This window comes from Buttiauxella gaviniae ATCC 51604 (assembly GCF_001654835.1).
Lineage (GTDB): Bacteria > Pseudomonadota > Gammaproteobacteria > Enterobacterales > Enterobacteriaceae > Buttiauxella > Buttiauxella gaviniae.
This window is the reverse complement of sequence record NZ_LXEP01000031.1, coordinates 348,690-371,065: the sequence shown is the minus strand read 5'-3', so window position 1 is coordinate 371,065 and position 22,376 is coordinate 348,690. Positions and strand designations below refer to the sequence as shown.

General features: G+C 50.0%; 25 protein-coding genes. 9 read left to right on the top strand and 16 right to left on the bottom strand.

Annotated elements, in window-relative coordinates:
- Positions 1–49: 49 nt before the first annotated feature.
- A complete protein-coding gene (locus M977_RS17570; RefSeq protein ID WP_064517682.1) occupies positions 50–1,057 on the top strand; it encodes an NAD-dependent epimerase/dehydratase family protein in 1,008 nt (335 codons plus the stop codon).
- Positions 1,058–1,093: 36 nt separating this feature from the next.
- Here M977_RS17570 and M977_RS17565 read toward each other — a convergent pair whose 3' ends face one another.
- A complete protein-coding gene (locus tag M977_RS17565; RefSeq protein WP_064517429.1) occupies positions 1,094–1,933 on the bottom strand; it encodes an N-acetylmuramoyl-L-alanine amidase in 840 nt (279 codons plus the stop codon).
- On the bottom strand, positions 1,930–2,253 hold the full coding sequence (locus M977_RS17560; RefSeq protein ID WP_064517426.1) for a heavy metal-binding domain-containing protein: 324 nt from the start codon (positions 2,251–2,253) through the stop codon (positions 1,930–1,932). The genes M977_RS17565 and M977_RS17560 overlap by 4 nt, the downstream gene beginning before the upstream one ends.
- 108 nt (positions 2,254–2,361) lie before the next feature.
- Between M977_RS17560 and M977_RS17555 the strand changes: the two genes are divergently transcribed.
- From M977_RS17555 to artJ, 6 genes are all read left to right on the top strand, one after another.
- A complete protein-coding gene (locus tag M977_RS17555; RefSeq protein WP_064517424.1) occupies positions 2,362–2,889 on the top strand; it encodes a lipoprotein in 528 nt (175 codons plus the stop codon).
- Positions 2,890–3,107: 218 nt separating this feature from the next.
- Complete coding sequence (artP, locus tag M977_RS17550) at positions 3,108–3,836, top strand: arginine ABC transporter ATP-binding protein ArtP (RefSeq protein WP_064517680.1); 729 nt, start codon at positions 3,108–3,110, stop codon at positions 3,834–3,836.
- 19 nt (positions 3,837–3,855) lie between these two features.
- Positions 3,856–4,587: an arginine ABC transporter substrate-binding protein ArtI gene (artI, locus tag M977_RS17545; protein WP_064517421.1), complete on the top strand. Its 732-nt coding sequence runs from the start codon at positions 3,856–3,858 to the stop codon at positions 4,585–4,587.
- A gap of 5 nt (positions 4,588–4,592) precedes the next feature.
- Complete coding sequence (gene artQ, locus M977_RS17540; RefSeq protein ID WP_064517418.1) at positions 4,593–5,309, top strand: arginine ABC transporter permease ArtQ; 717 nt, start codon at positions 4,593–4,595, stop codon at positions 5,307–5,309.
- The gene (gene artM, locus M977_RS17535) at positions 5,309–5,977 is read left to right on the top strand and encodes an arginine ABC transporter permease ArtM (protein ID WP_064517414.1); all 669 of its coding nucleotides are present in this window, start codon (positions 5,309–5,311) and stop codon (positions 5,975–5,977) included. The genes artQ and artM overlap by 1 nt, the downstream gene beginning before the upstream one ends.
- A gap of 163 nt (positions 5,978–6,140) precedes the next feature.
- Positions 6,141–6,872: an arginine ABC transporter substrate-binding protein ArtJ gene (artJ, locus tag M977_RS17530; protein ID WP_064517411.1), complete on the top strand. Its 732-nt coding sequence runs from the start codon at positions 6,141–6,143 to the stop codon at positions 6,870–6,872.
- Positions 6,873–6,961: 89 nt separating this feature from the next.
- Here the strand turns inward: artJ and rlmC are convergent, their stop codons facing one another.
- From rlmC to M977_RS17465, 13 genes are all read right to left on the bottom strand, one after another.
- Positions 6,962–8,089 carry a 23S rRNA (uracil(747)-C(5))-methyltransferase RlmC gene (rlmC, locus tag M977_RS17525; RefSeq protein WP_064517408.1) on the bottom strand — a complete coding sequence of 376 codons (1,128 nt, stop codon included), beginning with the start codon at positions 8,087–8,089 and terminating at the stop codon, positions 6,962–6,964.
- 45 nt (positions 8,090–8,134) lie between these two features.
- Positions 8,135–8,602, bottom strand: coding sequence for a YbjO family protein (locus M977_RS17520; RefSeq protein ID WP_064517678.1), 468 nt, complete (start codon positions 8,600–8,602; stop codon positions 8,135–8,137).
- Between the two features lie 110 nt (positions 8,603–8,712).
- Complete coding sequence (gene potI / locus M977_RS17515; protein ID WP_064517404.1) at positions 8,713–9,561, bottom strand: putrescine ABC transporter permease PotI; 849 nt, start codon at positions 9,559–9,561, stop codon at positions 8,713–8,715.
- On the bottom strand, positions 9,558–10,511 hold the full coding sequence (potH, locus tag M977_RS17510) for a putrescine ABC transporter permease PotH (protein WP_064517401.1): 954 nt from the start codon (positions 10,509–10,511) through the stop codon (positions 9,558–9,560). Before potH ends, potI begins: the two co-directional genes overlap by 4 nt.
- A 9-nt stretch (positions 10,512–10,520) precedes the next feature.
- Positions 10,521–11,654 (bottom strand): putrescine ABC transporter ATP-binding subunit PotG, encoded by a 1,134-nt coding sequence (gene potG / locus M977_RS17505; RefSeq protein ID WP_157092086.1) that lies wholly within the window; start codon positions 11,652–11,654, stop codon positions 10,521–10,523.
- A 270-nt stretch (positions 11,655–11,924) separates the two neighbouring features.
- Complete coding sequence (gene potF, locus M977_RS17500; protein WP_064517398.1) at positions 11,925–13,049, bottom strand: spermidine/putrescine ABC transporter substrate-binding protein PotF; 1,125 nt, start codon at positions 13,047–13,049, stop codon at positions 11,925–11,927.
- A 380-nt stretch (positions 13,050–13,429) separates the two neighbouring features.
- The gene (locus M977_RS17495; RefSeq protein WP_064517395.1) at positions 13,430–13,909 is read right to left on the bottom strand and encodes a YbjN domain-containing protein; all 480 of its coding nucleotides are present in this window, start codon (positions 13,907–13,909) and stop codon (positions 13,430–13,432) included.
- Between the two features lie 105 nt (positions 13,910–14,014).
- Positions 14,015–14,917 (bottom strand): 30S ribosomal protein S6--L-glutamate ligase, encoded by a 903-nt coding sequence (gene rimK / locus M977_RS17490; protein WP_064517393.1) that lies wholly within the window; start codon positions 14,915–14,917, stop codon positions 14,015–14,017.
- 64 nt (positions 14,918–14,981) lie between these two features.
- The gene (locus tag M977_RS17485; RefSeq protein WP_064517390.1) at positions 14,982–15,899 is read right to left on the bottom strand and encodes a LysR family transcriptional regulator; all 918 of its coding nucleotides are present in this window, start codon (positions 15,897–15,899) and stop codon (positions 14,982–14,984) included.
- Between the two features lie 68 nt (positions 15,900–15,967).
- The gene (locus tag M977_RS17480) at positions 15,968–17,224 is read right to left on the bottom strand and encodes a nucleoside permease (protein ID WP_064517676.1); all 1,257 of its coding nucleotides are present in this window, start codon (positions 17,222–17,224) and stop codon (positions 15,968–15,970) included.
- Between the two features lie 43 nt (positions 17,225–17,267).
- Positions 17,268–18,101, bottom strand: a complete 834-nt coding sequence (xapA, locus tag M977_RS17475) for a xanthosine phosphorylase (RefSeq protein ID WP_064517387.1) — start codon at positions 18,099–18,101, stop codon at positions 17,268–17,270.
- Positions 18,102–18,253: 152 nt separating this feature from the next.
- On the bottom strand, positions 18,254–18,976 hold the full coding sequence (nfsA, locus tag M977_RS17470) for an oxygen-insensitive NADPH nitroreductase (RefSeq protein WP_064517384.1): 723 nt from the start codon (positions 18,974–18,976) through the stop codon (positions 18,254–18,256).
- The gene (locus M977_RS17465; protein ID WP_064517381.1) at positions 18,960–19,259 is read right to left on the bottom strand and encodes a YbjC family protein; all 300 of its coding nucleotides are present in this window, start codon (positions 19,257–19,259) and stop codon (positions 18,960–18,962) included. The genes nfsA and M977_RS17465 overlap by 17 nt, the downstream gene beginning before the upstream one ends.
- Positions 19,260–19,576: 317 nt before the next feature.
- On the opposite strand from M977_RS17465, the gene M977_RS17455 reads away from it, so the two are divergent.
- Complete coding sequence (locus M977_RS17455; protein ID WP_064517377.1) at positions 19,577–19,849, top strand: GrxA family glutaredoxin; 273 nt, start codon at positions 19,577–19,579, stop codon at positions 19,847–19,849.
- 48 nt (positions 19,850–19,897) lie between these two features.
- Here M977_RS17455 and M977_RS17450 read toward each other — a convergent pair whose 3' ends face one another.
- Positions 19,898–20,263, bottom strand: a complete 366-nt coding sequence (locus tag M977_RS17450) for an inner membrane protein YbjM (RefSeq protein WP_034456461.1) — start codon at positions 20,261–20,263, stop codon at positions 19,898–19,900.
- Positions 20,264–20,566: 303 nt separating this feature from the next.
- Here M977_RS17450 and M977_RS17445 point away from each other — a divergent pair, with 303 nt between their 5' ends.
- On the top strand, positions 20,567–22,249 hold the full coding sequence (locus tag M977_RS17445) for an aspartate:alanine antiporter (protein WP_064517374.1): 1,683 nt from the start codon (positions 20,567–20,569) through the stop codon (positions 22,247–22,249).
- The last annotated feature ends 127 nt before the right edge of the window (positions 22,250–22,376 follow it).

Genomic DNA, 22,376 nt, shown 5'->3' with positions numbered 1-22,376 from the left:
TCACGGAAAAATGCGCAGCGTAAATCTCAATTATCATGAGTTGGTCGACATGAAGGTACTGGTAACGGGCGCCACCAGCGGTTTAGGCCGAAACGCGGTCGAATTTCTTCGCGCAAAAGGCATCAGCGTCCGGGCAACTGGTCGTAATGAGGCCATGGGCAAACTGCTGGAAAAAATGGGTGCAGAGTTTGTTCATGCAGACCTAACCGATCTGGTTTCTTCGCAAGCCAAATTGATGCTGGCCGATGTCGATACGCTTTGGCACTGTTCAAGCTTTACTTCTCCGTGGGGAACGCAGGAAGCATTCGATCTCGCCAATGTCCGCGCCACTCGCCGTTTAGGTGAATGGGCCGTTGCCTGGGGCGTGCGCAACTTCGTGCATATCTCCTCGCCGTCGCTCTATTTTGATTACCATCACCATCGCAATATCAGCGAAGAGTTTCGTCCGGTGCGTTTTGCTAACGAATTTGCGCGCAGCAAAGCCGCCAGCGAAGAAGTGATTCAACTGTTAGCGCAGTCAAACCCCCATACACGTTTCACGATTCTGCGCCCGCAAAGCTTATTTGGCCCGCATGATAAAGTCTTTTTCCCACGCCTGGTGCAGATGATGCGCCACTACGGCAGCGTACTGTTGCCACGCGGCGGCGAAGCGATGGTCGATATGACTTATATCGAAAATGCGGTGCATGCGATGTGGCTTGCCACGCAGTGCGAAACGCAACCGTCAGGCAGGGCGTACAACATCACGAATATGGAAGCTCGCCCGCTACGCGTTATCGTGCAGAAACTGATTGATGAGTTAGAGATTAAGTGCCGGATTCGTTCTGTGCCCTACCCTATGCTAGATGTCATTGCCCGCAGCATGGAGCGTCTGGGTAGCAAGTCAGCAAAAGAACCGGTGCTGACTCACTACGGTGTGTCGAAGCTGAATTTTGATTTAACGCTGGATACGAGTCGAGCTGAAACCGAACTAGGCTATAAACCGATTGTCACCCTTGATGAAGGTATTCGTCGTACGGCGCTTTGGTTACGTGACCACGGTACGCTGCACCGCTAGATCCACCATTCTTCGAGTTGCTGCCAGGGACTAACCCTAGCCGTATTTCTCGAGCAACGCTTGTGCAATGGATTCAGTTTGCGCATCCGGCAGGCCCGAATATTCTTTTGGCCGGAAGTGCATCTGGAAAGCCTGAATCACTCTTTTTTGCTGTTCCGACGACATTTCAGGCGTCACCTGATAACCATAACGCGATAGCAAATCGAGCAAACCTCGCTTATCCACAGGCTGGTATGGTCCACGGCCATTCAGATAAAAGGCCACTCTGTTAGCATCCGGCCAGGCACCTACACCCTGCTGCGCCAGTTCTTGCCACGGGAATAGTGGGCCAGGATCAACTTTACGCTGCGGGGCAATATCCGCATGTGCGACCACGTTTTGCGGTTGGATTTGATAACGAGCGATAATCACTTTCGCCAATCTCTCCAGCGCCGAGATCTGCGCCGGGTTGAACGGATAAAACTGCTTTACGCGGCCCTGGCGCGTAAAACCTTTATTCTCCAGTTCAATACCAATCGACGTGTCATTAATCCGCGTCGCGCCACGCCAGAAACTCACCCCGGCATGCCAGGCTAACTCACTTTCAGGCACCAGTTGCCAGATAACCGGTTTGCCGCCGGAGGTGGGTGGTGTATCGGGGATCAAGTAGTGGGAACTGACATTTTGGTCAGTCAAAGTGGATAACGAACCGGCAAAATCATCTGCCGTATAGTGAATAACCAACACTTTCACACGTGGGTAGGCAGCCCGTGCAGTGTGGCTGGTGTCGACTTTAAAATCGCCGTTGTCGACAACGGTTTTTTCAGCAACTTCAGGCTTGCTGGCACACCCCGCGAGCAAAAGCGCGATTAAAAATGCGGCTAGGCAACCTTTCATCGACTCGTTTTCACCGCAGTGCCGGTGACGCTTACCATCAACATGCTGCCATCTTTGCCCACTGTTTCGTAGTCGATATCAATACCCACCACGGCGTTAGCTCCCAGGCTTTCTGCCTGCTCCTGCAATTCTCTAAACGCTATCTCACGCGCTTTGCGCAACTCTTTTTCGTAAGCACCGGAACGGCCACCGACGATATCGCGCACGCCAGCAAAAAAATCACGGAAAATATTGGCACCCAGAATCGCTTCCCCAGTCACCACGCCACAATATTCCGTGATGCTCTGCCCTTCAAGCGTAGGGGTTGTTGTAAATTGCATAAGCTTCTCCTCTCTTTGTATCAACATCTTAGCGCATAAACCCGCCACGCATTTTGACAGCGATACGCTATGCTAAGTTAGTCCTCCTGAGAAGATAAGGAAATAAAAATGCGCAGCTCAGTTTTGGTTCTTCTTCCGTGCGCGATGTTACTCACGGCCTGTACCACCAGCGTCACTCCCGCTTTTAAAGATATTGGCACCCGCAGCGGCCCTTGTATTGATGGTGGCCCGGATAGCGTGGCGCAACAGTTTTACGATTACCAAATTAGCCATAAAACCCAGGGCAGCAGCGCGATTACCGGCTTACGTCCTTATATGAGTGACGCGTTGGCACAACAAATGCAAAAAGCCAGCGCCTCACCGAACGCGCAGAATGAGTTTATGCGAAGCAATATGTTCACCAGCAATGCCGATGGCGCAGACAGTGCCGAAGTTGCCTCCGCATCAACCATTCTTAATACTGATGCACGCAATATTCCGCTGCGTGTAAAACTCACGAAAGGCAGTCAAAGCTGGCAAGACGAAGTGCTGATGATTCGTGAGGGCCAATGTTGGGCAGTTGATGACGTGCGTTACTTAGGCGAGAACAGCCATGCGCCTTCAGGCAGTCTGCGTCAGGCGATAGAAACAAACTAATATTTACATTCACCATCTGGCGGGAAAGGTAACCCTTGTAAATAGTCTGGAATTTTTGCATAACTCCGACATTTATTCTTGCCTCCCTCCCGCCTCGCTATATTGTGCTACCTTTAATGCATGGGAGTAGTTATTTTTAGGTTTTAACGCACAAAGATTGCATAACTATTCTGTTAAAGGTACCCTTTGCGGCTTCAATTGCTATTCAACTTATGCGCATGAGTATTCAACTAAACGGCATTAATTGTTTTTATGGCGCTCATCAGGCGCTGTTCGATATCACCCTTAGTTGCCCACAGGGCGAAACGCTGGTGCTGCTTGGTCCAAGTGGCGCAGGTAAAAGCTCGCTTCTGCGCGTACTCAATTTGCTTGAGATGCCGCGCTCTGGGCAACTCACCATTGCAGACAACCATTTTGACTTTGCAAAAGCGCCTGGCGATAAAGCCATTCGCGAATTACGTCGCAACGTTGGCATGGTGTTCCAGCAATATAATCTTTGGCCTCATCTCACTGTGTTGCAAAACCTGATGGAAGCGCCTTGTCGTGTCCTGGGTATCAGCAAAGATGAAGCACGCCTTCGTGCCGACAAACTGCTTGAGCGTTTACGCCTGAAACCTTATCAGGACCGTTTCCCGCTCCACCTTTCTGGTGGTCAGCAGCAGCGTGTCGCGATTGCACGAGCATTGATGATGGAACCACAGATTCTGCTGTTTGATGAACCGACCGCAGCACTGGACCCGGAAATCACCGCACAAATCGTCAGCATTATTCGTGAGTTGGCTGAAACCAACATCACTCAGGTCATCGTTACCCACGAAGTGGAAGTTGCGCGTAAAACCGCAAGTCGCGTGGTGTATATGGAAAATGGCCACATCGTCGAACAAGGTGATGCGAGTTGCTTCGCAAAACCACAGACCGAAGCGTTTAAATTCTATCTGTCACACTGATGTATCCGGGAAAATAACCATGAAAAAAGTTCTGCTTGCCACATTATTAGCCAGCCTGAGCCTTTCCGCGACGGCTGCACAAACTATTCGTTTCGCAACGGAAGCTTCTTACCCTCCGTTTGAATCTATGGATGCCAGCAACAAGATCGTTGGTTTTGATGTCGATTTGGCTAATGCGCTGTGTAAAGAGATTGATGCTACTTGCACATTCTCCAACCAGTCTTTTGATAGCCTGATCCCAAGCCTGAAATTCCGTCGTATCGACGCAATCATGGCGGGTATGGACATCACTCCTGAGCGTGAAAAACAAGTTCTATTCAGCAACCCTTACTACGATAACTCAGCTCTGTTTGTCGGTCAGAAAGGCAAAGTGGCTGATATCGCTGCCCTTAAAGGCAAGAAAGTTGGCGTGCAGAACGGTACTACGCACCAGAAATTCATCATGGATAAACATCCAGAAATCACCGTAGTTCCTTACGATAGCTACCAGAACGCGAAGCTGGACCTGCAAAATGGTCGTATCGATGCGGTATTTGGTGATACAGCTGTGGTGACTGAGTGGCTGAAAGCAGAACCTAAACTGGCCGCGATTGGCGACAAAGTGACAGACAAAGGCTACTTCGGTACCGGTTTGGGCATCGCGGTTCGTCAGGGCAACACTGATTTGCAGGCGAAGTTCAATACCGCGCTGGAAAAAGTGAAGAAAGATGGTACATACCAGACCATCTACGAAAAATGGTTCCAGAAGTAATCTGAATGAACGAAATGTTTCCTTTAGCGAGCGCCGCCGGGATGACCGTCGGCCTTGCCGTTTGTGCGCTGATCATCGGCCTGGCTCTGGCGATGATTTTTGCCGTATGGGAGTCTGCGAAATGGCGTCCGATAGCCTGGCTGGGTTCAGCTTTGGTTACGGTGCTACGCGGTCTGCCTGAAATCCTGGTGGTGCTGTTTATTTATTTCGGCTCCTCCCAGTTATTGCTGATTCTTTCAGATGGTTTTGTCCTCAACCTCGGTTTTGCACAAATTCCTATCCAATTGCAGATTGAGAATTTCGATGTCAGCCCGTTCCTGTGCGGCGTCATTGCCCTTTCCCTGCTCTACTCGGCTTACGCCTCACAAACTTTGCGTGGCGCACTTAAAGCCGTGCCAGTTGGGCAATGGGAGTCTGGCCAGGCATTAGGCATGTCGAAGGCGGCCATTTTCTTCCGCCTGGTGATGCCGCAAATGTGGCGCCATGCGCTGCCAGGTTTAGGTAATCAGTGGTTGGTATTGCTCAAAGATACCGCGTTGGTATCGCTGATAAGCGTTAACGATTTGATGCTACAGACCAAGAGTATTGCCACTCGTACTCAGGAGCCGTTTACCTGGTATGTGGTTGCCGCCGCGATCTACCTCGTGATCACCCTCATAAGCCAGTATGTTCTCAAACGTATTGACCTGAGAGCGACGCGTTTTGAACGGAGACCCGGCTGATGCTCGAGTATTTACCGGAGCTGTTTAAAGGCCTGCATACCAGTCTGACACTCACCGCGGCATCTATTGTGGTCGCGTTGGTTTTATCGCTGCTTTTCACCATCGTTTTGACGCTGAAAACACCGGTACTGGTTTACATTGTGCGTGCCTATATCACTCTCTTTACCGGTACGCCGTTGCTGGTGCAAATCTTCCTGATTTACTACGGCCCGGGTCAGTTCCCGTCCATTCAGAACTACCCTGTTCTGTGGCATCTGCTTTCTGAGCCATGGCTATGTGCGTTGATTGCGCTGTCGTTAAACAGTGCGGCATACACCACTCAACTGTTTTACGGAGCAATCCGTGCCATTCCTGAAGGCCAGTGGCAGTCATGCGGTGCATTAGGGATGAGTAAGAAAGATACGCTCGCCATTTTGCTTCCTTATGCATTTAAACGCGCACTTTCTTCTTATTCGAATGAAGTGGTTCTGGTGTTTAAAAGTACCTCACTGGCGTACACCATTACGCTGATGGAAGTGATGGGCCACGGGCAACTGCTATATGGTCGCACTTACGATGTGATGGTGTTCGGGGCTGCGGGCTTGGTTTATCTGGTGGTTAACGGACTATTAACGTTGTTGATGCGTGTGATAGAACGCCGTGCGCTGGCATTTGAACGCCGTAACTAAAACGTAAAAATCAGTCGAATCAGGCGGGGACTTTCCCGCCTTTTTTACGCCCGCATAAATATAATTATACATTTTTATTGCATATAAATTCACTTGATGGCATGCTTTTTTGACGCCGGGAAACGGCGAATACAACAAAACATGACAGACGGGAGCAACACACATGAAGAAGTTTATTTTGGCCGCAATGTTCGCTACAGCCGCATTCAACGTGGCTGCCGCAGACAAAATCAACTTTGGTTCTTCGGCCACTTATCCGCCATTTGAATCACTTGATGCCAACAATCAGATTGTAGGTTTCGATATCGATTTGGCTAAAGCTTTATGCAAACAAATGCAGGCAGAATGCACCTTCACTAACCATGCATTTGACAGTTTGATTCCGTCGCTGAAATTCCGTAAATATGACGCGGTAATTTCAGGTATGGATATTACGCCTGAGCGTAGCAAACAAGTTTCTTTCACCACGCCGTACTACGCTAATTCAGCCGTCGTCATTGCCAAAAAAGGTGCATTCAAATCCTTTGAAGAGCTTAAAGGCAAACGTATAGGTATGGAAAATGGGACCACGCACCAAAAATATCTCCAGGACAAACATCCGGAAATTAAAACCGTCTCTTACGATAGCTACCAGAATGCGATTATTGACCTGAAAAACGGCCGTATTGATGGGGTATTTGGTGACACTGCAGTGGTAAACGAGTGGCTGAAAACAAACCCGCAATTAGGCACAGTTGGCGAGCATGTTACTGATGCAGAATACTTTGGCACAGGTTTGGGTATTGCTGTACGCCCTGACAACCAGGCTTTGTTGACCAAATTGAATACCGCGCTGGCAGCGATTAAAGCTGACGGGACTTATCAGAAGATTAGTGATCAGTGGTTCCCGCAGTAAATATTGCCCTTACCCTGCCCTCTCCCACAGGAGAGGGAGATACCAGACAGTTCCCTCTCCCTGGGGAGAGGGTTAGGGTGAGGGGAAAACTACCCGCGCACCAGCAACGTCAAAACCTCGTAATGCGCCGTGTGCGGGAACATATCGAATAACTGCACGCGCTCTACACGATAACCCGCCAGTGACGAGATATCTTGCGCCATGGTCTGCGCATTACAACTTGAATAGATAATGTATTTCGGGGCCATGTTATTGAGGAAATAACACAGCGCCTGACCGATACCGCGCCTTGGCGGGTTCACTAAGACCAGGTCAGGAATATCTTGCTGCTCGGTGGCAAATTTCGTTGAATCCAGCGCCTGAAAATGAATATCCGTTAACCCGAGTTTTTCCGCCGACTGGCGCGCACAAGCAATCGCTTCTGGCGCAATTTCAATACCCGTTAGTTTCATTTCCGGCGTGGCGCAATGCAGGCCAAACCCGCCTACTCCACAGAACAAATCCCACATATGTTTGACTGGCAATTCGCGCACCCAGTCACGTGCAGTTGCATACAATGAAGCAGCAACGGCCGGGTTGGTCTGGAAGAAACTTTGCGGACGGATAAACAGCGGCACGCCGTTGAATTGTTCTTCCAGCGCCTGCTGCTCAGTAAATGGGATCTCCTGCTCGCCTTCCAGAATCGCCATATGCACTGGCTGGATGTTGGCAGAAATCACTTTGAGCTGCGGAAGCTGCTGTTGTAACCAGGGTATCGCTGCACGCAGTTGTTCCAGCTTAGCTTCTGATCGCAGAACAAAACGCAGCATCATGCCACCATCTATTTGGCTTTCAGTCAGCAACAGGTATTTCAACTCGCCACGTTTGCGCGACACGTTATAAGGCGTCAAGCCAGCACGGGCGATAAAAGGCTTCAGTACGGCAAACACCGTCTGGAATGAAGCAGGATAAAGCGGGCACTCGGTTAAATCTTCCGGTGTTCCATCGCGATGCAGCATCCCCAGCAAGGGTTTTTCTACGCTGCCGCTGACCACCATTTTGGCTTTATTGCGAAATGCCTGTTCAGGGCCACTCATCGGCTCACGCCAGTCATGCACCACAATACCCTCCAGCAGGTGCTGAAGTTCGTTCATTTTGGCGGTGAGCTGTTCGGAAATCGGCTGTTCAATCCACTGACAAGAGCGGCAGCGATTTGCCTGATAGAGCGCGCAATACATAATTAAGTCCTGGAAACCGGGGGCACAGATTGTAGCACTACGCGGTTATTGAAGTTTAAAAAAAAGCCGGCTCCGCGTGGGGATAAACAGCAGAAATAGCACTAACAGGTCGGGAAGTTTTTGCGTCATCAACGAACGGAATATTTCACGCTTTGATTCACCAGGGATACTGAATAGCTCGGGGTACCCCCAACCAAGCGACGCCGACCACAGATATCCAACTGCAATAACTTGCGTGGCAAGAAATACCCAGCGCCCCCAATTACGCCCTTTCATAATGACAAACGCACAACGTAATTCGATACACAGCATCACCAGACTGCCGAGAAAAATCAGCGTCAAGTTCCACGTTTGCACACTGCGGTGAACAAAATCAATAACGCCACGAACCCCGAGCATGTTGAAAAGCAACATAAGATCGAGCACCCGCGTTGAAAGAATAGCAATTGCCGCCACCAGCACTAAAGTGGGAGCGTTCAATTTAGCTTGTGTTTGACTTCGTTTCCTGAGAATTTCCGCAAACCTCGTGTTCCATACGACATAGTGCCGCGTCTGACGCGGCACTATGGGAATTATCGCTGCAGATTTTAAGTTGCAAGGGTGCTGGCTGCAACCCGAATTATCTAAGCTGTACGCCTTGCACGCTGGATATCACGCAGACGTTGCTTTTCTGCTCGAGCCATAAACCACCAGGCTATTAAACCAATAACCCCGACGACTCCCAAAATTATAGACGCCAATGCGTTAATTTCAGGATTCACTCCCATTCTTACGCTTGAGAATACCAGCATCGGCAAGGTTGTTGCCCCTGGCCCAGAAACAAAACTGGCAATAACCAAGTCATCAAGGGATAAAGTGAATGCCAACAACCAACCAGAGATAATCGCTGGAGCTATCATCGGAACGGTTATCACAAAGAAAACTTTCAGCGGTGTCGCCCCTAAATCCATCGCTGCTTCTTCGATAGAGTGGTCCAGCTCTCTTAAACGCGAGCTTATCACCACCGAAACATACGCGGTACAGAAGGTAACATGCGCAAGCCAGATGGTTAGCATGCCCCGATCGCTTGGCCAACCAATAGCGTGACCCAATGCCACAAACAGCAGCAGCAATGAAAGACCGGTGATGACATCAGGCATTACCAACGGTGCCGTGAGCATGAAAGCAAACCCCGTCGAGCCACGGAATTTACCAAAACGCACCATTACCACTGCCGCAATTGTTCCGAGAATAACCGCCGCCGTGGCCGCAGCCGCCGCAATGGTCAAACTAAGCCCAACGGCGCTCATCATTGCTGAGTCCTGGAACAACTCAACATACCAACGCGTTGACCATCCCGCCCATACCGTCACCAGTTTTGAGCTGTTGAATGAGTAGATCACAAGCATCAGCATCGGCGCGTAAAGGAAGGTGAAGCCGATCACCAAAATCAAAATGCGCCAGGGTGAGCGCACTATCGGTAAATTGTTCATGCGTGGTCCCCCGCCGTTTTATTCTGGTATTTGTGGAACCACATAATCGGCACAATCAGCAAGATAAGCATGGTGATCGCCACCGCTGACGCCACCGGCCAGTCGCGGTTATTGAAGAACTCCTGCCACAATACGCGACCAATCATGATGCTATCTGGCCCTCCGAGCAGTTCTGGGATAACAAACTCGCCTACCGCCGGGATAAATACCAGCATCGAACCGGCAATAATGCCGCCTTTAGTCAGAGGTACGATGACGCTGAAGAACGTTTTCAACGGACGTGCGCCCAGATCCAAGGAGGCTTCCACTAATGAATAATCGAGTCGTGTCAGCGCGGTATAAATCGGCAATACCATAAATGGTAAGTAGGCATAAACGATACCGATGTAAACCGCCAGATTGGTATGCAGAATCACCAACGGTTGATCGATAACGCCTAACCACATCAACACATTGTTCAGGACACCGTTATTTTTCAGGATCCCCATCCATGCGTAAACGCGGATCAAGAACGATGTCCATGAAGGTAAAATAACCAGCAGCAACAGAATATTGCGGGTTGATGGCTTACTGTGGGCCACCGCCCATGCCAAAGGATAGCCCATTAGCAAACAACAAATGGTAGAAACACCTGCCACTTGCAGCGACTGCAAATAGGCTTCGGCATAGAGCGGATCGTCGGTTAACTGGAGATAGTTCGCCAGATTAAGTACGAAGGTTATCTGATCGTCAGCCCAGGTGATTAAGTCGGTATAGGGTGGAATTGAACGGGCTATTTCACCAAAGCTAATCTTGAAGACAATCAAGAATGGCAGCATAAACAACAAAATCAGCCAGAGATAAGGCAAAGCGATAACCAGCTTGCGGCCATGGCGCATCTGCAATTTCCCCAGCCACAATTTAAAACTGCTTGCCGGTGGCTCAGCCGGGCGTTCCGTGATCGTGCTCATTTCGCCCCCTTAAACAGTCAGAACGACACAACTTTCAGCATCCCAACACAGGCGAACTTCATCGCCCCATGTTGGCATCCCTCTACGATTGCGGTTCTCGTTTTGTAACTGTGCGCTGATCATCTGGCCGCTTTTCAGGCGCACATGATAAATCGACAGATCGCCAAGATAAGCAATGTGTACCACTTCACCGACCGCGAAGTTGAAACCGTCGGCTGGCGGTTCTTCGCACAGCATGACCTTTTCCGGGCGCAGGGCGACGTAGACCGGCACGCCATCGACAACAGAAATATCAGGGTCAACTTTTAGCGGATGTACAAGCCCTGGGCTATCAATCACCAGACCATCGTCCTGGCGTTCTTTAAGCAACCCTTCAAAGACGTTCACCGAGCCGATAAATTCAGCGCTGTAGCGGGTTGCCGGGTACTCATACACTTCTTCCGGTTCGCCAATTTGCTCGAACTTGCCGCGATTCATGATAGCAATACGCCCCGCCATGGTCATCGCTTCTTCCTGATCGTGGGTTACCATGACGCAAGTTGCCCCCACGCGCTCAAGAATATCCACCACTTCGAGTTGCATACGGTCGCGTAATTTTTTATCCAGTGCGCCCATTGGCTCATCAAGCAGCAAGAGTTTTGGCCGTTTTGCAAGGCTCCTTGCCAGCGCCACACGCTGGCGCTGCCCGCCAGAAAGCTGGTGTGGTTTACGTTTCGCGTACTCTTGCATATGCACCAGCGCCAGCATTTCCTGTACGCGCTGAGTGATTTCACTTTTCGGGAGTTTGTCTTGCTTGAGGCCAAACGCAATGTTCTGCTCCACGGTCATATGTGGGAAAAGCGCATACGACTGGAACATCATATTGATCGGACGCTGGTACGGCGGCACGTGCGATAAATCCACGCCATCGAGCATGATTTGCCCGGCACTTGGCTGTTCAAAACCTGCCAGCATGCGTAACAACGTGGATTTGCCACAACCAGACGGCCCGAGCAGTGCAAAAATTTCGCCTTTATAAATAGTGAGATTGACATCATCAACGGCATGTTGCCCGTCAAAGGACTTAGTGAGGTTGCGAACTTCAAGCAGCGGGGTGAGCGCTTTACGCGTTTTCGCATGCGGACGAGGGGTTGCGTCGTTCAATTATGTTGCTCTCCGGCATAAACAAAAAGATGTACGACCCGGTTGCCGTACCAATGACGTGACAGAGGCTTGTGCCTCTGTCCGTGTTGGGGCGCATGCACTATTTCGGTGCGCCGCTGCGTTGCAAATCTAATTAGATAACACTTATACCCAAAATAATTCGAGTTGCCCAAAGGCGACCAGGCCGTAAGTCCCCAGGAACATAGATAACTATGTGACTGGGGTGCACGGGTGCAGTCAACGCATCTGCGGCTTGAAGTATGACGGGTATTATTTGCCTGTCTTAACCTTAGTCCACGCGCGGGTAATTACACGATCAACTTTTGGTGATTGCACGCCCTGAGTAAACAGCTTGGCGCGCACATCAGCCGGTGGGTAAATCCCTGGGTTGTCACGAATCTCCGCGTTCAGCAATGGCAGCGACTCTTTATTCGCGTTCGCGTAATAAACGTGGTTACTGATATTCGCCACCACATCCGGGCGCATCAGATAGTTCAGGAACTGGTACGCTTCGTCTTTGTTTTTCGCATCAGCCGTCATTGCGAACATATCGAAGTACACCATCGCCCCTTCTTTAGGAATGGTATAAGCAATATTCACGCCATTTTTTGCTTCTTTGGCGCGGTTTGCTGCCTGGAGAATATCGCCGGACCAACCGATCGCTACACAGATATCGCCGTTAGCCAGGTCATTGATATATTGAGATGAGTGGAAATAACGAATAGACGGGCGAAGTTTCAGCAGCAGATCATTCGCCGCACCGGTGTAATCTTTCGGATCGGTGCTGTTAGGATCTTTGCCCAGGTAATGCAACACGGATGCGTAAACTTCGCTTGGTGCGTCAAGGAAGGAAACGCCGCAGCTTTTCAGCTTCTCAAGGTTTTCTGGTTTCAGGATAAGATCCCAGCTATTAACCGGAGCGTCTTTGCCTAATGCCGCTTTCACTTTCTCGACGTTATAGCCGATACCTGTGGTTACCATCATGTACGGAATGCCGTATTTATTGTCGTGGTCGTTATGGGCCACCAGCTTGAGCATTTCCGGATCGAGGTTTTTATAGTTCGGCAGTTTGCTCTTATCGAGAGGCTGGAAAATACCGGCCTGAGCCTGGCGCTCGAGGAATTGCGAAGACGGTACCACTAAGTCGTAACCGGTGCTCCCCGCCATCAACTTCCCTTCCAGCACTTCGTTAGAATCGAAAACGTCGTAAACCACTTTAATGCCAGTTTCTTTGGTGAAGTTTGCCAGCGTATCCGGCGCAATATAATCAGACCAGTTATAAACGTGCAGCGTCTTTTGTTCCGCAGCAAATGTGGTAGCAGAAACAGCCATTAGCGCTGTCATCAGCGCACCTGCCACCACACCCGACAACAATTTTTTACGTTGGGTAAACATATGTGATTCCTTCTGAAAAAGTCTAATTCCCGCTTTCGCGAGCATAATTTACTCAATCATACTTTTACGCATTTTTTTCTCGCTTCTGGCACATGCAAGAATCATGCATCTCTATGCAAACTGCAGTAAAAAAGTACAGACGCCTTGCTGCAGATGTTGCACGCTTGTAGCGTCCCGCAAGAATAACTGTAGCCAGACTTCGAGACTATAGCCCAAGCAGAAAAGTGACTTTTATCAATTTTTTAACCATAAAACATCTATGGTATGGCGCAAAACTGGCAGGAGTGGCGAGAATAATTCTGGTCGGAGGCTAAGAAGGCAGAATAAAAAAACGTGGAACGCAGCGGGTATAGTAGCCGCTGCGGTTAAGAATGAAACAATTAGTGAAGAAAGTGAGTTTGAATAATGGTGCCGTCTTGCTCTTCTTCTTCAGAGATATAGAGCAGCTGGTTTGCGCAGGCTTCCAGAATCACCATCGAGATTTGCTCTTCGCTCTGTTTCACAAAAGCCGCAAACTGTTCGCGGGTAATTCCCACCGACGCCTGCAATGACTGGCAAACCACTAATTTTGGCAGGTTATCATCCTGAATATCTAAAAACGCTTTCACGGTTAGCGAGCTTGCGTTAATTGATGACAGATCGGATGCCAGTGGCAGTAAAGCAGATGGCTTTACTTCAGCCAACGCTGAAAACAAAACGATATCGTCGACCAGATCGATTTTGGCATCATAGACACCATCGAAATTCTGCATATGCGGCAGATGGAGCGCCTGGCAAGTATCGCACTCGAAAATGGTCACACCGATTTCATCAAGCCAGCGGCGTAAGATGTCCAGAGTAGGGACAACGAGTGAATCCATAAATGCCGTAGCCTCTTTAAAGGGAGTGATTAAGTCGCGCCATAGCTTACGCAAAAATGGCGGCTCATACTAATTTTATGCGCCCAATGGCGCATTCGCTCGAATTTAGCCGCCAGTTTTCAGGCAAAATCCTGGCTGTGCTTGCTGCTCAATCCACTTGATCATCAGCGTCGCGATATCCACGCCACTGGTTTTTTCAATGCCTTCAAGACCCGGTGAAGCGTTGACTTCCATCACCAGCGGGCCACGTTCAGCACGTAAAATATCCACCCCTGCGACATCCAGACCCAGGGTCGCCGCCGCATGTAAGGCGATTTCTCGCTCACGTTCCGTAATTGAGACCTGATTCGCTACCCCACCACGGTGCAAATTGGAGCGGAAATCTCCCGGTTTTGCCTGGCGTTCAATTGCGGCAACGACTTTATTACCCACTACCAGGCAACGAATATCCCTGCCTTGCGCTTCTTTTATATATTCTTGCACCAGAATATGGGCATTCAGACCGCGAAACGCGTCTATTACACTTTCCGCCGCCTGGCGCGTTTCGGCTAACACCACACCAATTCCCTGGGTGCCTTCCACCAGTTTCACCACCAGCGGCGCACCGCCTACCATGTCAATTAAATCGCTGGTGTCATCTGGAGAGTGAGCAAAGCCTGTGACCGGCAGGTCAATCCCCTGACGCGCCATCAACTGCAACGATCGCAACTTGTCACGCGCGCGCGTAATGGCAACTGATTCGTTGAGCGGGTAACTACCTAACATCTCAAACTGGCGCAATACCGCCGTGCCGTAGAAAGTGATCGCGGAGCCGATACGTGGAATTACCGCATCGTAATGAGGAAGCTGGCGACCTTTATAGTGCACTGATGGTGCAGACGGATTGATGTTCATGTAACAAGAAAGGGGATCGATAATTTCGACTGCATGACCACGGCGTGACGCCGCTTCACGTAGGCGTTTACAAGAATAAAGCGTTCCATCCCGGGATAAAATGGCGATTTTCACCCTGCACCTCAGCGTTTCCAGTCCAATAATGACAGCGCAACTATCATATCACTGCCATCTGGTTTCAACGAACGGGCAATGTGTCTGGCGACTGCTTTAACACGTCGATTAAATGACGCGTTGTAGATGCCAAATGATGCGGATCGTACACCACATAAAGATCTGCCGGGATCGCTTTTGTAAGCGGACGGAAGGTGACGCCCGGCCAACTCATCTGCGCATAACTATCGGCCATAATAGTCAGCCCTATGCCGATGCTGACCAGCGCCAGTACGGTCTGCGGCTCAACAGCTTCTCTGACAATACGAGGCGAAAAACCCGCTTCGCGACAGACACCTTGCAAAAAAGTCCAGTCAGAATGCACCGCAGTCATAGTGACAAATGGCTCATGACGCAGTGACTCAATATCAATGGCGGATTGTTTCGTCAGCGGATGTTTTTCTGGCAAAGCAACGAGGAACGTAGCGTCATGTAGTTTTTCACTTCGTAGACCCGGGGGAGGATTGGTTTCCATACGCCAGATACCGGCATCAATTTCGTGACGCTCAATCAAGGAGATTTGATCTCCCGGCGACTTCTCGCGAAATAGAATATCAATGGCCGGAAAATCGGCGATAAACTGTTGTAACCCAAGACGTAATCCACCCCAAATCGCCGTACCAACAATTCCCAGATGAATGCGCCCGCCTTCACCACGCCCAATTTGTTCTACCCGGGCCAATGCAAGGTTTGCGCTGTCGAGCAATCGACGGGTCTCTTCAAGCAAGATTTCTCCCGCATGTGTCAACGCAACACTCCGTGAATGACGAATAAACAAAACGGTACCGAGTTGAGACTCAAGCTCTTTGATATGAAAACTCAGTGGTGGCTGGGACATGTTTAGCCGCAAGGCCGCTTTGCCAAAGTGCAACTCTTCCGCCACTGCCTGGAAATAGCGCAGAAGTTTTAAGTCGGTACGGTAAGTTCGCTGTGAAATAGTCATGGGGCTCCCTATGTTCTGGCAGCCCCATACGTTATCACTCCTGCTGCTCGATGTAATCCGGCCGACTGTTAATGTGCGACCGGTGCCGAAGCCTTAAGCGTTGGGTTATGGCGATACTGGAAACTAAAGTGGAAGATAACCGCCAGTACTAACGCATATCCGGCAAACACCAACCAGATTGTGGTCCAGTCTTTGACTCCATCAACGCTGAAGTAGTCGACGACATATCCGCTGAGAATCGCACCGAGATAGGCGCCAATTCCGTTGACCATTGTCATAAACAGCCCCTGAGCACTAGCACGTATGCGCGAATCCACTTCTTGTTCTACAAACACAGAACCGGAGATATTGAAGAAATCGAAGGCACAGCCGTACACCACCATCGAAAGCAGCAGTAATACAAAACCAAACGCCGATGGGTCACCCCAGGCAAAGAGTGCAAAACGCAGCACCCAGGCCACCATACTCATCAACATCACCTGCTTGATACCAAAACGGCGCAGGAAGAACGGAATGGTCAGGATAAATGCCACTTCCGACATCTGAGAAACAGACAACAGAATCGACGGATATTGCACCACGAAACTATTGGCAAACTCAGGGTTGCGGGCGAAATCATGCAGGAACGGATTGCCGAAAGTGTTCGTTATCTGTAGTACCGCACCTAACAACATGGCGAATAAGAAGAAAACAGCCATGCGCGGGTTCTTGAACAATACAAAAGCATCAAGCCCCAGACGGCTTACCCAAGTACGAGAGATCCCACCTTTCACCACTGGAATAGTTGGCAAAGTTAGTGAGTAGAGAGCCAGCGCTAATGACGCCCCAGCTGCGATATAAAGCTGAATATTGCTAAGTTCAAAGCGCATCAGACTCACGGTCCACATTGCCGCAATAAACCCAATAGTGCCAAAGACGCGGATCGGTGGGAAATGGCTGACAGTATCCAGCCCTGCTTTTTCGAGGCTGGCATAAGAAATAGTATTCGACAGTGCAATTGTTGGCATAAACGCCATGGCGTTGCCCAACATAACCCAGAACATCAACCCCGGCTGATTAATGCTGGCCGCCCAGGCAAGCATTAGCGCACACACCAGGTGGCATAGAGCATAGACACGATTCGCGGGCAGCCATTTGTCGGCAATAATACCGACAATACCTGGCATTAATAGCGCAGCAATACCCTTGGTGCTATACACCATGCCCACATCAGCCCCTCGGAACCCGAGGGTATTAATCATGTACGAACCCAGCGTGACCAGCCAGGCCCCCCAAATGAAGTACTGCAAAAACAACATGATTTTCAAGCGATGTTTAATCGCCATAGAGTTAATAGCCATGTGTTTTACCCGGTGTGTTGGAAGTGCCTCAGGCGAGTTTGCCCAGGAAACCGCAAATCAGATTGATAAAGTTCTGGCGTGATAGTGCCGCCGCCGCCAGTGTTTGCGCGTGGGAGAGCTGCACACTGCCAAGGCCTTCAGCGAGGTTAGTAATTGCCGAAACCGCAACAACTTTCAGGCCGCAATGGCGCGCGCTGATAACCTCAGGCACCACAGACATACCGACCACATCGCCTCCGATGATTTGCATCATGCGAATTTCTGCTGCTGTTTCAAAGTTCGGGCCAGGGTAAGAAACAAACACACCCTCAGTCAACGGGAAGCCCTGCTCTTTTGCCACGCTTTGCAAAACACCACGGTAGTCCGCGTCATAAGCATTCGCCAGCGAGAAGAAGCGCTCACCAAAGCGGTCATCGTTCGGACCAACCATCGGTGTGCCAGGCATGGTGTTGATATGGTCGTTCAGCGCCACCAGTTGACCAGGGCCAACTTCAGGGCGTAATGAACCGGCGGCGTTAGTGGAGAACAGAATTTCACAACCGAGCAGTTTGAATGTACGAATCGCGTTGGTCATCACCGACATACCGCGCCCTTCGTAGAAGTGACCGCGCCCCTTCATGCAAGCGACAGGAACACCCGCCAGCGTACCGACAACCAGCTCACCCGCATGGCCATGCACGGTGCTAACCGGGAAACCAGGCAACTCATCGTATGGGAACACAACCGCCTGTTCGATTTTCTCAGCCAGCTCGCCAAGGCCAGAACCCAGAATGAAAGCCACGCGTGGCACAAGCCCGTTAATACGAGAACGAATAATATCTGCGGCGTAATACGGGGAGTTATCAAGTGTTGTCATCGGCATCGGGAGTTCCTTATCAGAAGGTCGAAGTAACAGAGTAAAAATTCTGAAACTGTTATACCGACTGATAAGTACCCTCAACCAATACCGTTTAGGCGGCTGATTGATAGTGAAAATGTATTGATTAGCGGTGGCAGGTGCCACCGCTTAATGATCTAGCGCGTTGCCCAACCCTGCTTATGCAGATAATCGAGAATGAAAGGACGGCTTTCTTTAATGATGGTGCGACGAATATGGTCACTCCACGTGTCGCGGCGCGTGTTACTGCCACGTGAGAGATAATACTGCGCCATCTCTTCGTCGTACTGAGCCAGAACGTTTTCATCCACTGGTTGATAGCTGTTCTCATGCATTAGCATCGCGGCTGGCATACGCGGTTTGATACCGTGATCTTCATCAGGCCAGCCAAGACACAGGCCGAATAGCGGCAGCACGTGCTTTGGCAAAGCCAGTAATTCCGTTACGGCTTCAATGCCGTTACGAATACCACCAATGTAAACGCCACCTAAACCCAGCGACTCAGCTGCAGTAAACGCGTTTTGTGCAAGCATTGCTGTATCAACAACGCCAAGCAGCAACTGCTCTGCAAGGCCGAGCTGCGCTTCGGGGCAAATTTGCAAATGGCGGTTAAAGTCGGCGCAAAATACCCAAAACTCTGCCGCTTGTGCCACATGCTGTTGGCCACCGGTCAGCGGAACAAGTTGCTCACGCAGCGACTTATCCGTGATGCGAATAATCGACGTGCACTGTAAAAAACTGGAACTCGAGGCCGCCTGGGCACTGGCAACAATCGCTGCACGCTGCTCGTCTGTAATCGGCTCGTCGGTGAAGCGACGAATGGAACGGTGTGAACGCAGCAGATCAATGGTCGGCGTCATCGCGTTTATCCTTTGGCTTGTTTGAATGAGATTTATCGAGTGGGGCCTGGCGTTTGGTCAGCAGCGGCGCAACGTTTTGAGCCATCGCCCAAACCATAAATGCTGCCGCCGGGAGCATCAGCGCAATGCCTAAAAATACCATGATGATAGCCGCCGTGGCATTCCCAAAGGGTGCGGGTAAAGTCACGTAGCTGTTCAGGGAAAGATATGACAGCAGTAAAAAAGCGATACCGATAACTTCGAGGATTAACACAGGTTTCGGTAACGCACCGAGTGAACGCATCCACTTGTCTCCAAAGCAATTATCGATTCATTATATACCCGACATATTTCAGGCTGCATCTTTGTAATCTACATTTTATACCCTAAATAATTCACGATGCGGGCAGGCGGCAACGCAGGGAATCCACGGGAGCTTACTCAAGTAAGTGACCGTGGTGAGCGAGGACAGCCAACGCACCAGCAGCTTGAAGTATGACGGGTATATAGGCGAGGAATATCAGACTAACAGGTAAGACCTTCTTTCCATTCGCAACAGTTAGCGGCATTATAGTTGCCATTCGCCGGTACGTATCGGCCACAAAAAATAAAGGAGATTCCATGTTTGCAGTAATCTTTGGTCGCCCTGGCTGCCCATATTGTGTTCGTGCTAAAGAGTTGGCTGAGAAATTGACCGCTGAGCGTGACGACTTCAACTTCCGTTATGTTGATATCCATGCTGAAGGCATCAGCAAAGCCGACCTGGAAAAAACTGTTGGTAAACCTGTTGAAACCGTACCGCAGATTTTCCTCGACCAGAAACACATTGGCGGTTGCACTGATTTTGAAGCGTATGCTAAAGAACACCTAAGCTTGTTCCAGAACGCGCAATAAGCTGAAAAAATTTAGATATAAAAAAACCGGCTCAATGAGCCGGTTTTTTTATCGCCGCTGACGGCGGAGCACACTACGTACAAATAAGTAGCACAATGCTCCAAGAGCACACCAAAACACAGCACTAAACATCCAGGCCATTTCTTGCCAGAACGTTCGCGTTGGCGACAACCAAAAATGAATGATTAACAGACAAAATGGTGAAGCCAGCACTGCGCCCATCAGCGGTTTGATCACTCGGCCATGGCGTGAAAACACGCTAGCAATGACACCCGGCAGGATAAAAAATAACAATCCCCACTCGGAATGTCTGTCACCCGGGTAGCTGCTGGCAGCACTTAGTTTCTGCGAGAGAAATACGCCAACAAACAACACGAAGCAGCAAATGACTCCAAACCAACGTTGTCCACGCATGAACACACATCCCCCTGACGATCGCTTGTATCGAACTTAAATTTTCAGCTCCGCACGCCGAACCTTGCCCCAGTCAGATAAAGTCTCAGCCATCCCTGCTAAAAAAATAGATAGTGTAATTAGCACAATATTCTTACTAGCCGTAAAACTTCATAAAGATTAAACTAACGGCTATTATCAGGTCTGCGCACTGGATATTTTAATGCACTAGAAATACATTAAATTGCGTCGTAATTAGTAGAAACCCTAACGCAAAAAACCATTTCTTTCAACAAGTTACTAGTAAACAAGAAGTTATCCTTCGTGAATATAAACGTCGCAGATTTGTTAAGCGGGAATTACATCCTGTTATTATTTGTTGTTCTGACCTTAGGTTTATGCCTGGGTAAATTACGCCTTGGTCCAGTCCAACTGGGTAATTCCATTGGTGTTTTAGTAGTCTCTTTATTACTCGGCCAACAACATTTTTCCATTAACACAGACGCCCTAAATCTGGGTTTTATGCTGTTCATTTTTTGTGTCGGAGTGGAAGCTGGGCCAAACTTTTTTTCAATTTTCTTCCGCGATGGCAAAAATTACTTGATGCTGGCACTGGTGATGGTGGGAACCGCCATGTTGCTTGCCTTAGGGTTGGGGAAACTCTTTGGCTGGGATATTGGCCTCACGGCGGGGATGCTCGCAGGCTCAATGACCTCAACGCCAGTGTTGGTAGGTGCAGGTGATACCTTGCGCCATTCCGGTGCTGCCGGAGCCCAGTTAGCCACATCGCTCGACAACTTGAGCCTCGGCTACGCACTGACCTATCTTATCGGCCTGGTGAGTCTGATTGTTGGCGCACGCTACCTGCCAAAACTCCAGCACCAGGATTTGCAGACCAGCGCGCAGCAAATTGCTCGCGAACGTGGCCTGGACACCGATGCCGCACGTAAAGTTTACCTTCCTGTTATTCGCGCCTATCGCGTAGGTTCTGAGTTGGTTGCATGGGCTGATGGTAAAAACCTGCGTGAGCTGGGAATTTATCGCCAGACCGGTTGCTACATCGAACGTATCCGCCGTAACGGCATCCTGGCAAACCCGGATGGTGACGCCGTGCTGCAAAAGGGTGATGAAATCGCACTGGTAGGTTACCCGGATGCGCATTCACGCCTCGATCCAAGTTTCCGTAATGGTAAAGAGGTTTTCGACCGCGACCTGCTGGATATGCGCATCGTTACTGAAGAGATTGTGGTGAAGAACCACAATGCTGTCGGCCGCCGTCTTGGGCAATTAAAGCTGACCGACCACGGCTGCTTCCTGAACCGTGTTATCCGCAGCCAGATTGAAATGCCAATAGACGATAATATCGTGCTGAACAAAGGTGATGTTTTACAGGTCAGCGGTGATGCCCGTCGCGTGAAAACCGTTGCTGAACGTATTGGCTTTATCTCGATTCACAGCCAGATAACTGACCTGCTCGCCTTCTGTGCCTTCTTCATTATTGGCCTAATGATTGGCATGATCACCTTCCAGTTCAGCTCGTTCAGTTTTGGCGTCGGCAACGCCGCAGGCTTGCTATTCGCAGGTATCATGCTTGGCTTCCTGCGAGCCAACCACCCGACATTCGGCTATATCCCGCAAGGTGCGCTGAATATGGTGAAAGAGTTTGGCCTGATGGTGTTTATGGCCGGCGTCGGCCTAAGCGCCGGTAGCGGCATTGGCAACGGCCTGGGTGCCGTTGGCGGGCAAATGTTGATTGCTGGACTTATCGTAAGCCTGGTGCCCGTTGTTATCTGCTTCCTGTTCGGTGCATATGTTTTACGTATGAACCGCGCATTGCTATTTGGGGCAATGATGGGTGCACGTACCTGCGCACCAGCGATGGAAATCATCAGCGACACTGCGCGCAGCAACATTCCAGCACTTGGGTACGCCGGGACTTACGCTATCGCTAACGTGTTGTTAACGCTGGCGGGGACGCTTATCGTAATCATATGGCCCGGTTTGTGATCGGTGCCGCAGACAAAGAAACAAGATTTTTTTATGACAGTGCGAACTTTTTGCCTGGGGCAAAGTCTTAATTAGTGCCACTGCTTTTCTTTGATGTCCCCAATTTGTGGAGCCCATCAACCCCGCC

Bases quoted from the DNA above. Each gene is read 5' to 3' on its own strand.
- M977_RS17570 (WP_064517682.1), top strand. From the start codon at position 50: ATGAAGGTACTGGTAACGGGCGCCACCAGCGGTTTAGGCCGAAACGCG.
- M977_RS17565 (WP_064517429.1), bottom strand. From the start codon at position 1,933: ATGAAAGGTTGCCTAGCCGCATTTTTAATCGCGCTTTTGCTCGCGGGG.
- M977_RS17560 (WP_064517426.1), bottom strand. From the start codon at position 2,253: ATGCAATTTACAACAACCCCTACGCTTGAAGGGCAGAGCATCACGGAA.
- M977_RS17555 (WP_064517424.1), top strand. From the start codon at position 2,362: ATGCGCAGCTCAGTTTTGGTTCTTCTTCCGTGCGCGATGTTACTCACG.
- artP (WP_064517680.1), top strand. From the start codon at position 3,108: ATGAGTATTCAACTAAACGGCATTAATTGTTTTTATGGCGCTCATCAG.
- artI (WP_064517421.1), top strand. From the start codon at position 3,856: ATGAAAAAAGTTCTGCTTGCCACATTATTAGCCAGCCTGAGCCTTTCC.
- artQ (WP_064517418.1), top strand. From the start codon at position 4,593: ATGAACGAAATGTTTCCTTTAGCGAGCGCCGCCGGGATGACCGTCGGC.
- artM (WP_064517414.1), top strand. From the start codon at position 5,309: ATGCTCGAGTATTTACCGGAGCTGTTTAAAGGCCTGCATACCAGTCTG.
- artJ (WP_064517411.1), top strand. From the start codon at position 6,141: ATGAAGAAGTTTATTTTGGCCGCAATGTTCGCTACAGCCGCATTCAAC.
- rlmC (WP_064517408.1), bottom strand. From the start codon at position 8,089: ATGTATTGCGCGCTCTATCAGGCAAATCGCTGCCGCTCTTGTCAGTGG.
- potI (WP_064517404.1), bottom strand. From the start codon at position 9,561: ATGAACAATTTACCGATAGTGCGCTCACCCTGGCGCATTTTGATTTTG.
- potH (WP_064517401.1), bottom strand. From the start codon at position 10,511: ATGAGCACGATCACGGAACGCCCGGCTGAGCCACCGGCAAGCAGTTTT.
- potF (WP_064517398.1), bottom strand. From the start codon at position 13,049: ATGTTTACCCAACGTAAAAAATTGTTGTCGGGTGTGGTGGCAGGTGCG.
- M977_RS17495 (WP_064517395.1), bottom strand. From the start codon at position 13,909: ATGGATTCACTCGTTGTCCCTACTCTGGACATCTTACGCCGCTGGCTT.
- M977_RS17485 (WP_064517390.1), bottom strand. From the start codon at position 15,899: ATGACTATTTCACAGCGAACTTACCGTACCGACTTAAAACTTCTGCGC.
- M977_RS17480 (WP_064517676.1), bottom strand. From the start codon at position 17,224: ATGGCGATTAAACATCGCTTGAAAATCATGTTGTTTTTGCAGTACTTC.
- xapA (WP_064517387.1), bottom strand. From the start codon at position 18,101: ATGCCGATGACAACACTTGATAACTCCCCGTATTACGCCGCAGATATT.
- nfsA (WP_064517384.1), bottom strand. From the start codon at position 18,976: ATGACGCCGACCATTGATCTGCTGCGTTCACACCGTTCCATTCGTCGC.
- M977_RS17465 (WP_064517381.1), bottom strand. From the start codon at position 19,259: ATGCGTTCACTCGGTGCGTTACCGAAACCTGTGTTAATCCTCGAAGTT.
- M977_RS17455 (WP_064517377.1), top strand. From the start codon at position 19,577: ATGTTTGCAGTAATCTTTGGTCGCCCTGGCTGCCCATATTGTGTTCGT.
- M977_RS17450 (WP_034456461.1), bottom strand. From the start codon at position 20,263: ATGCGTGGACAACGTTGGTTTGGAGTCATTTGCTGCTTCGTGTTGTTT.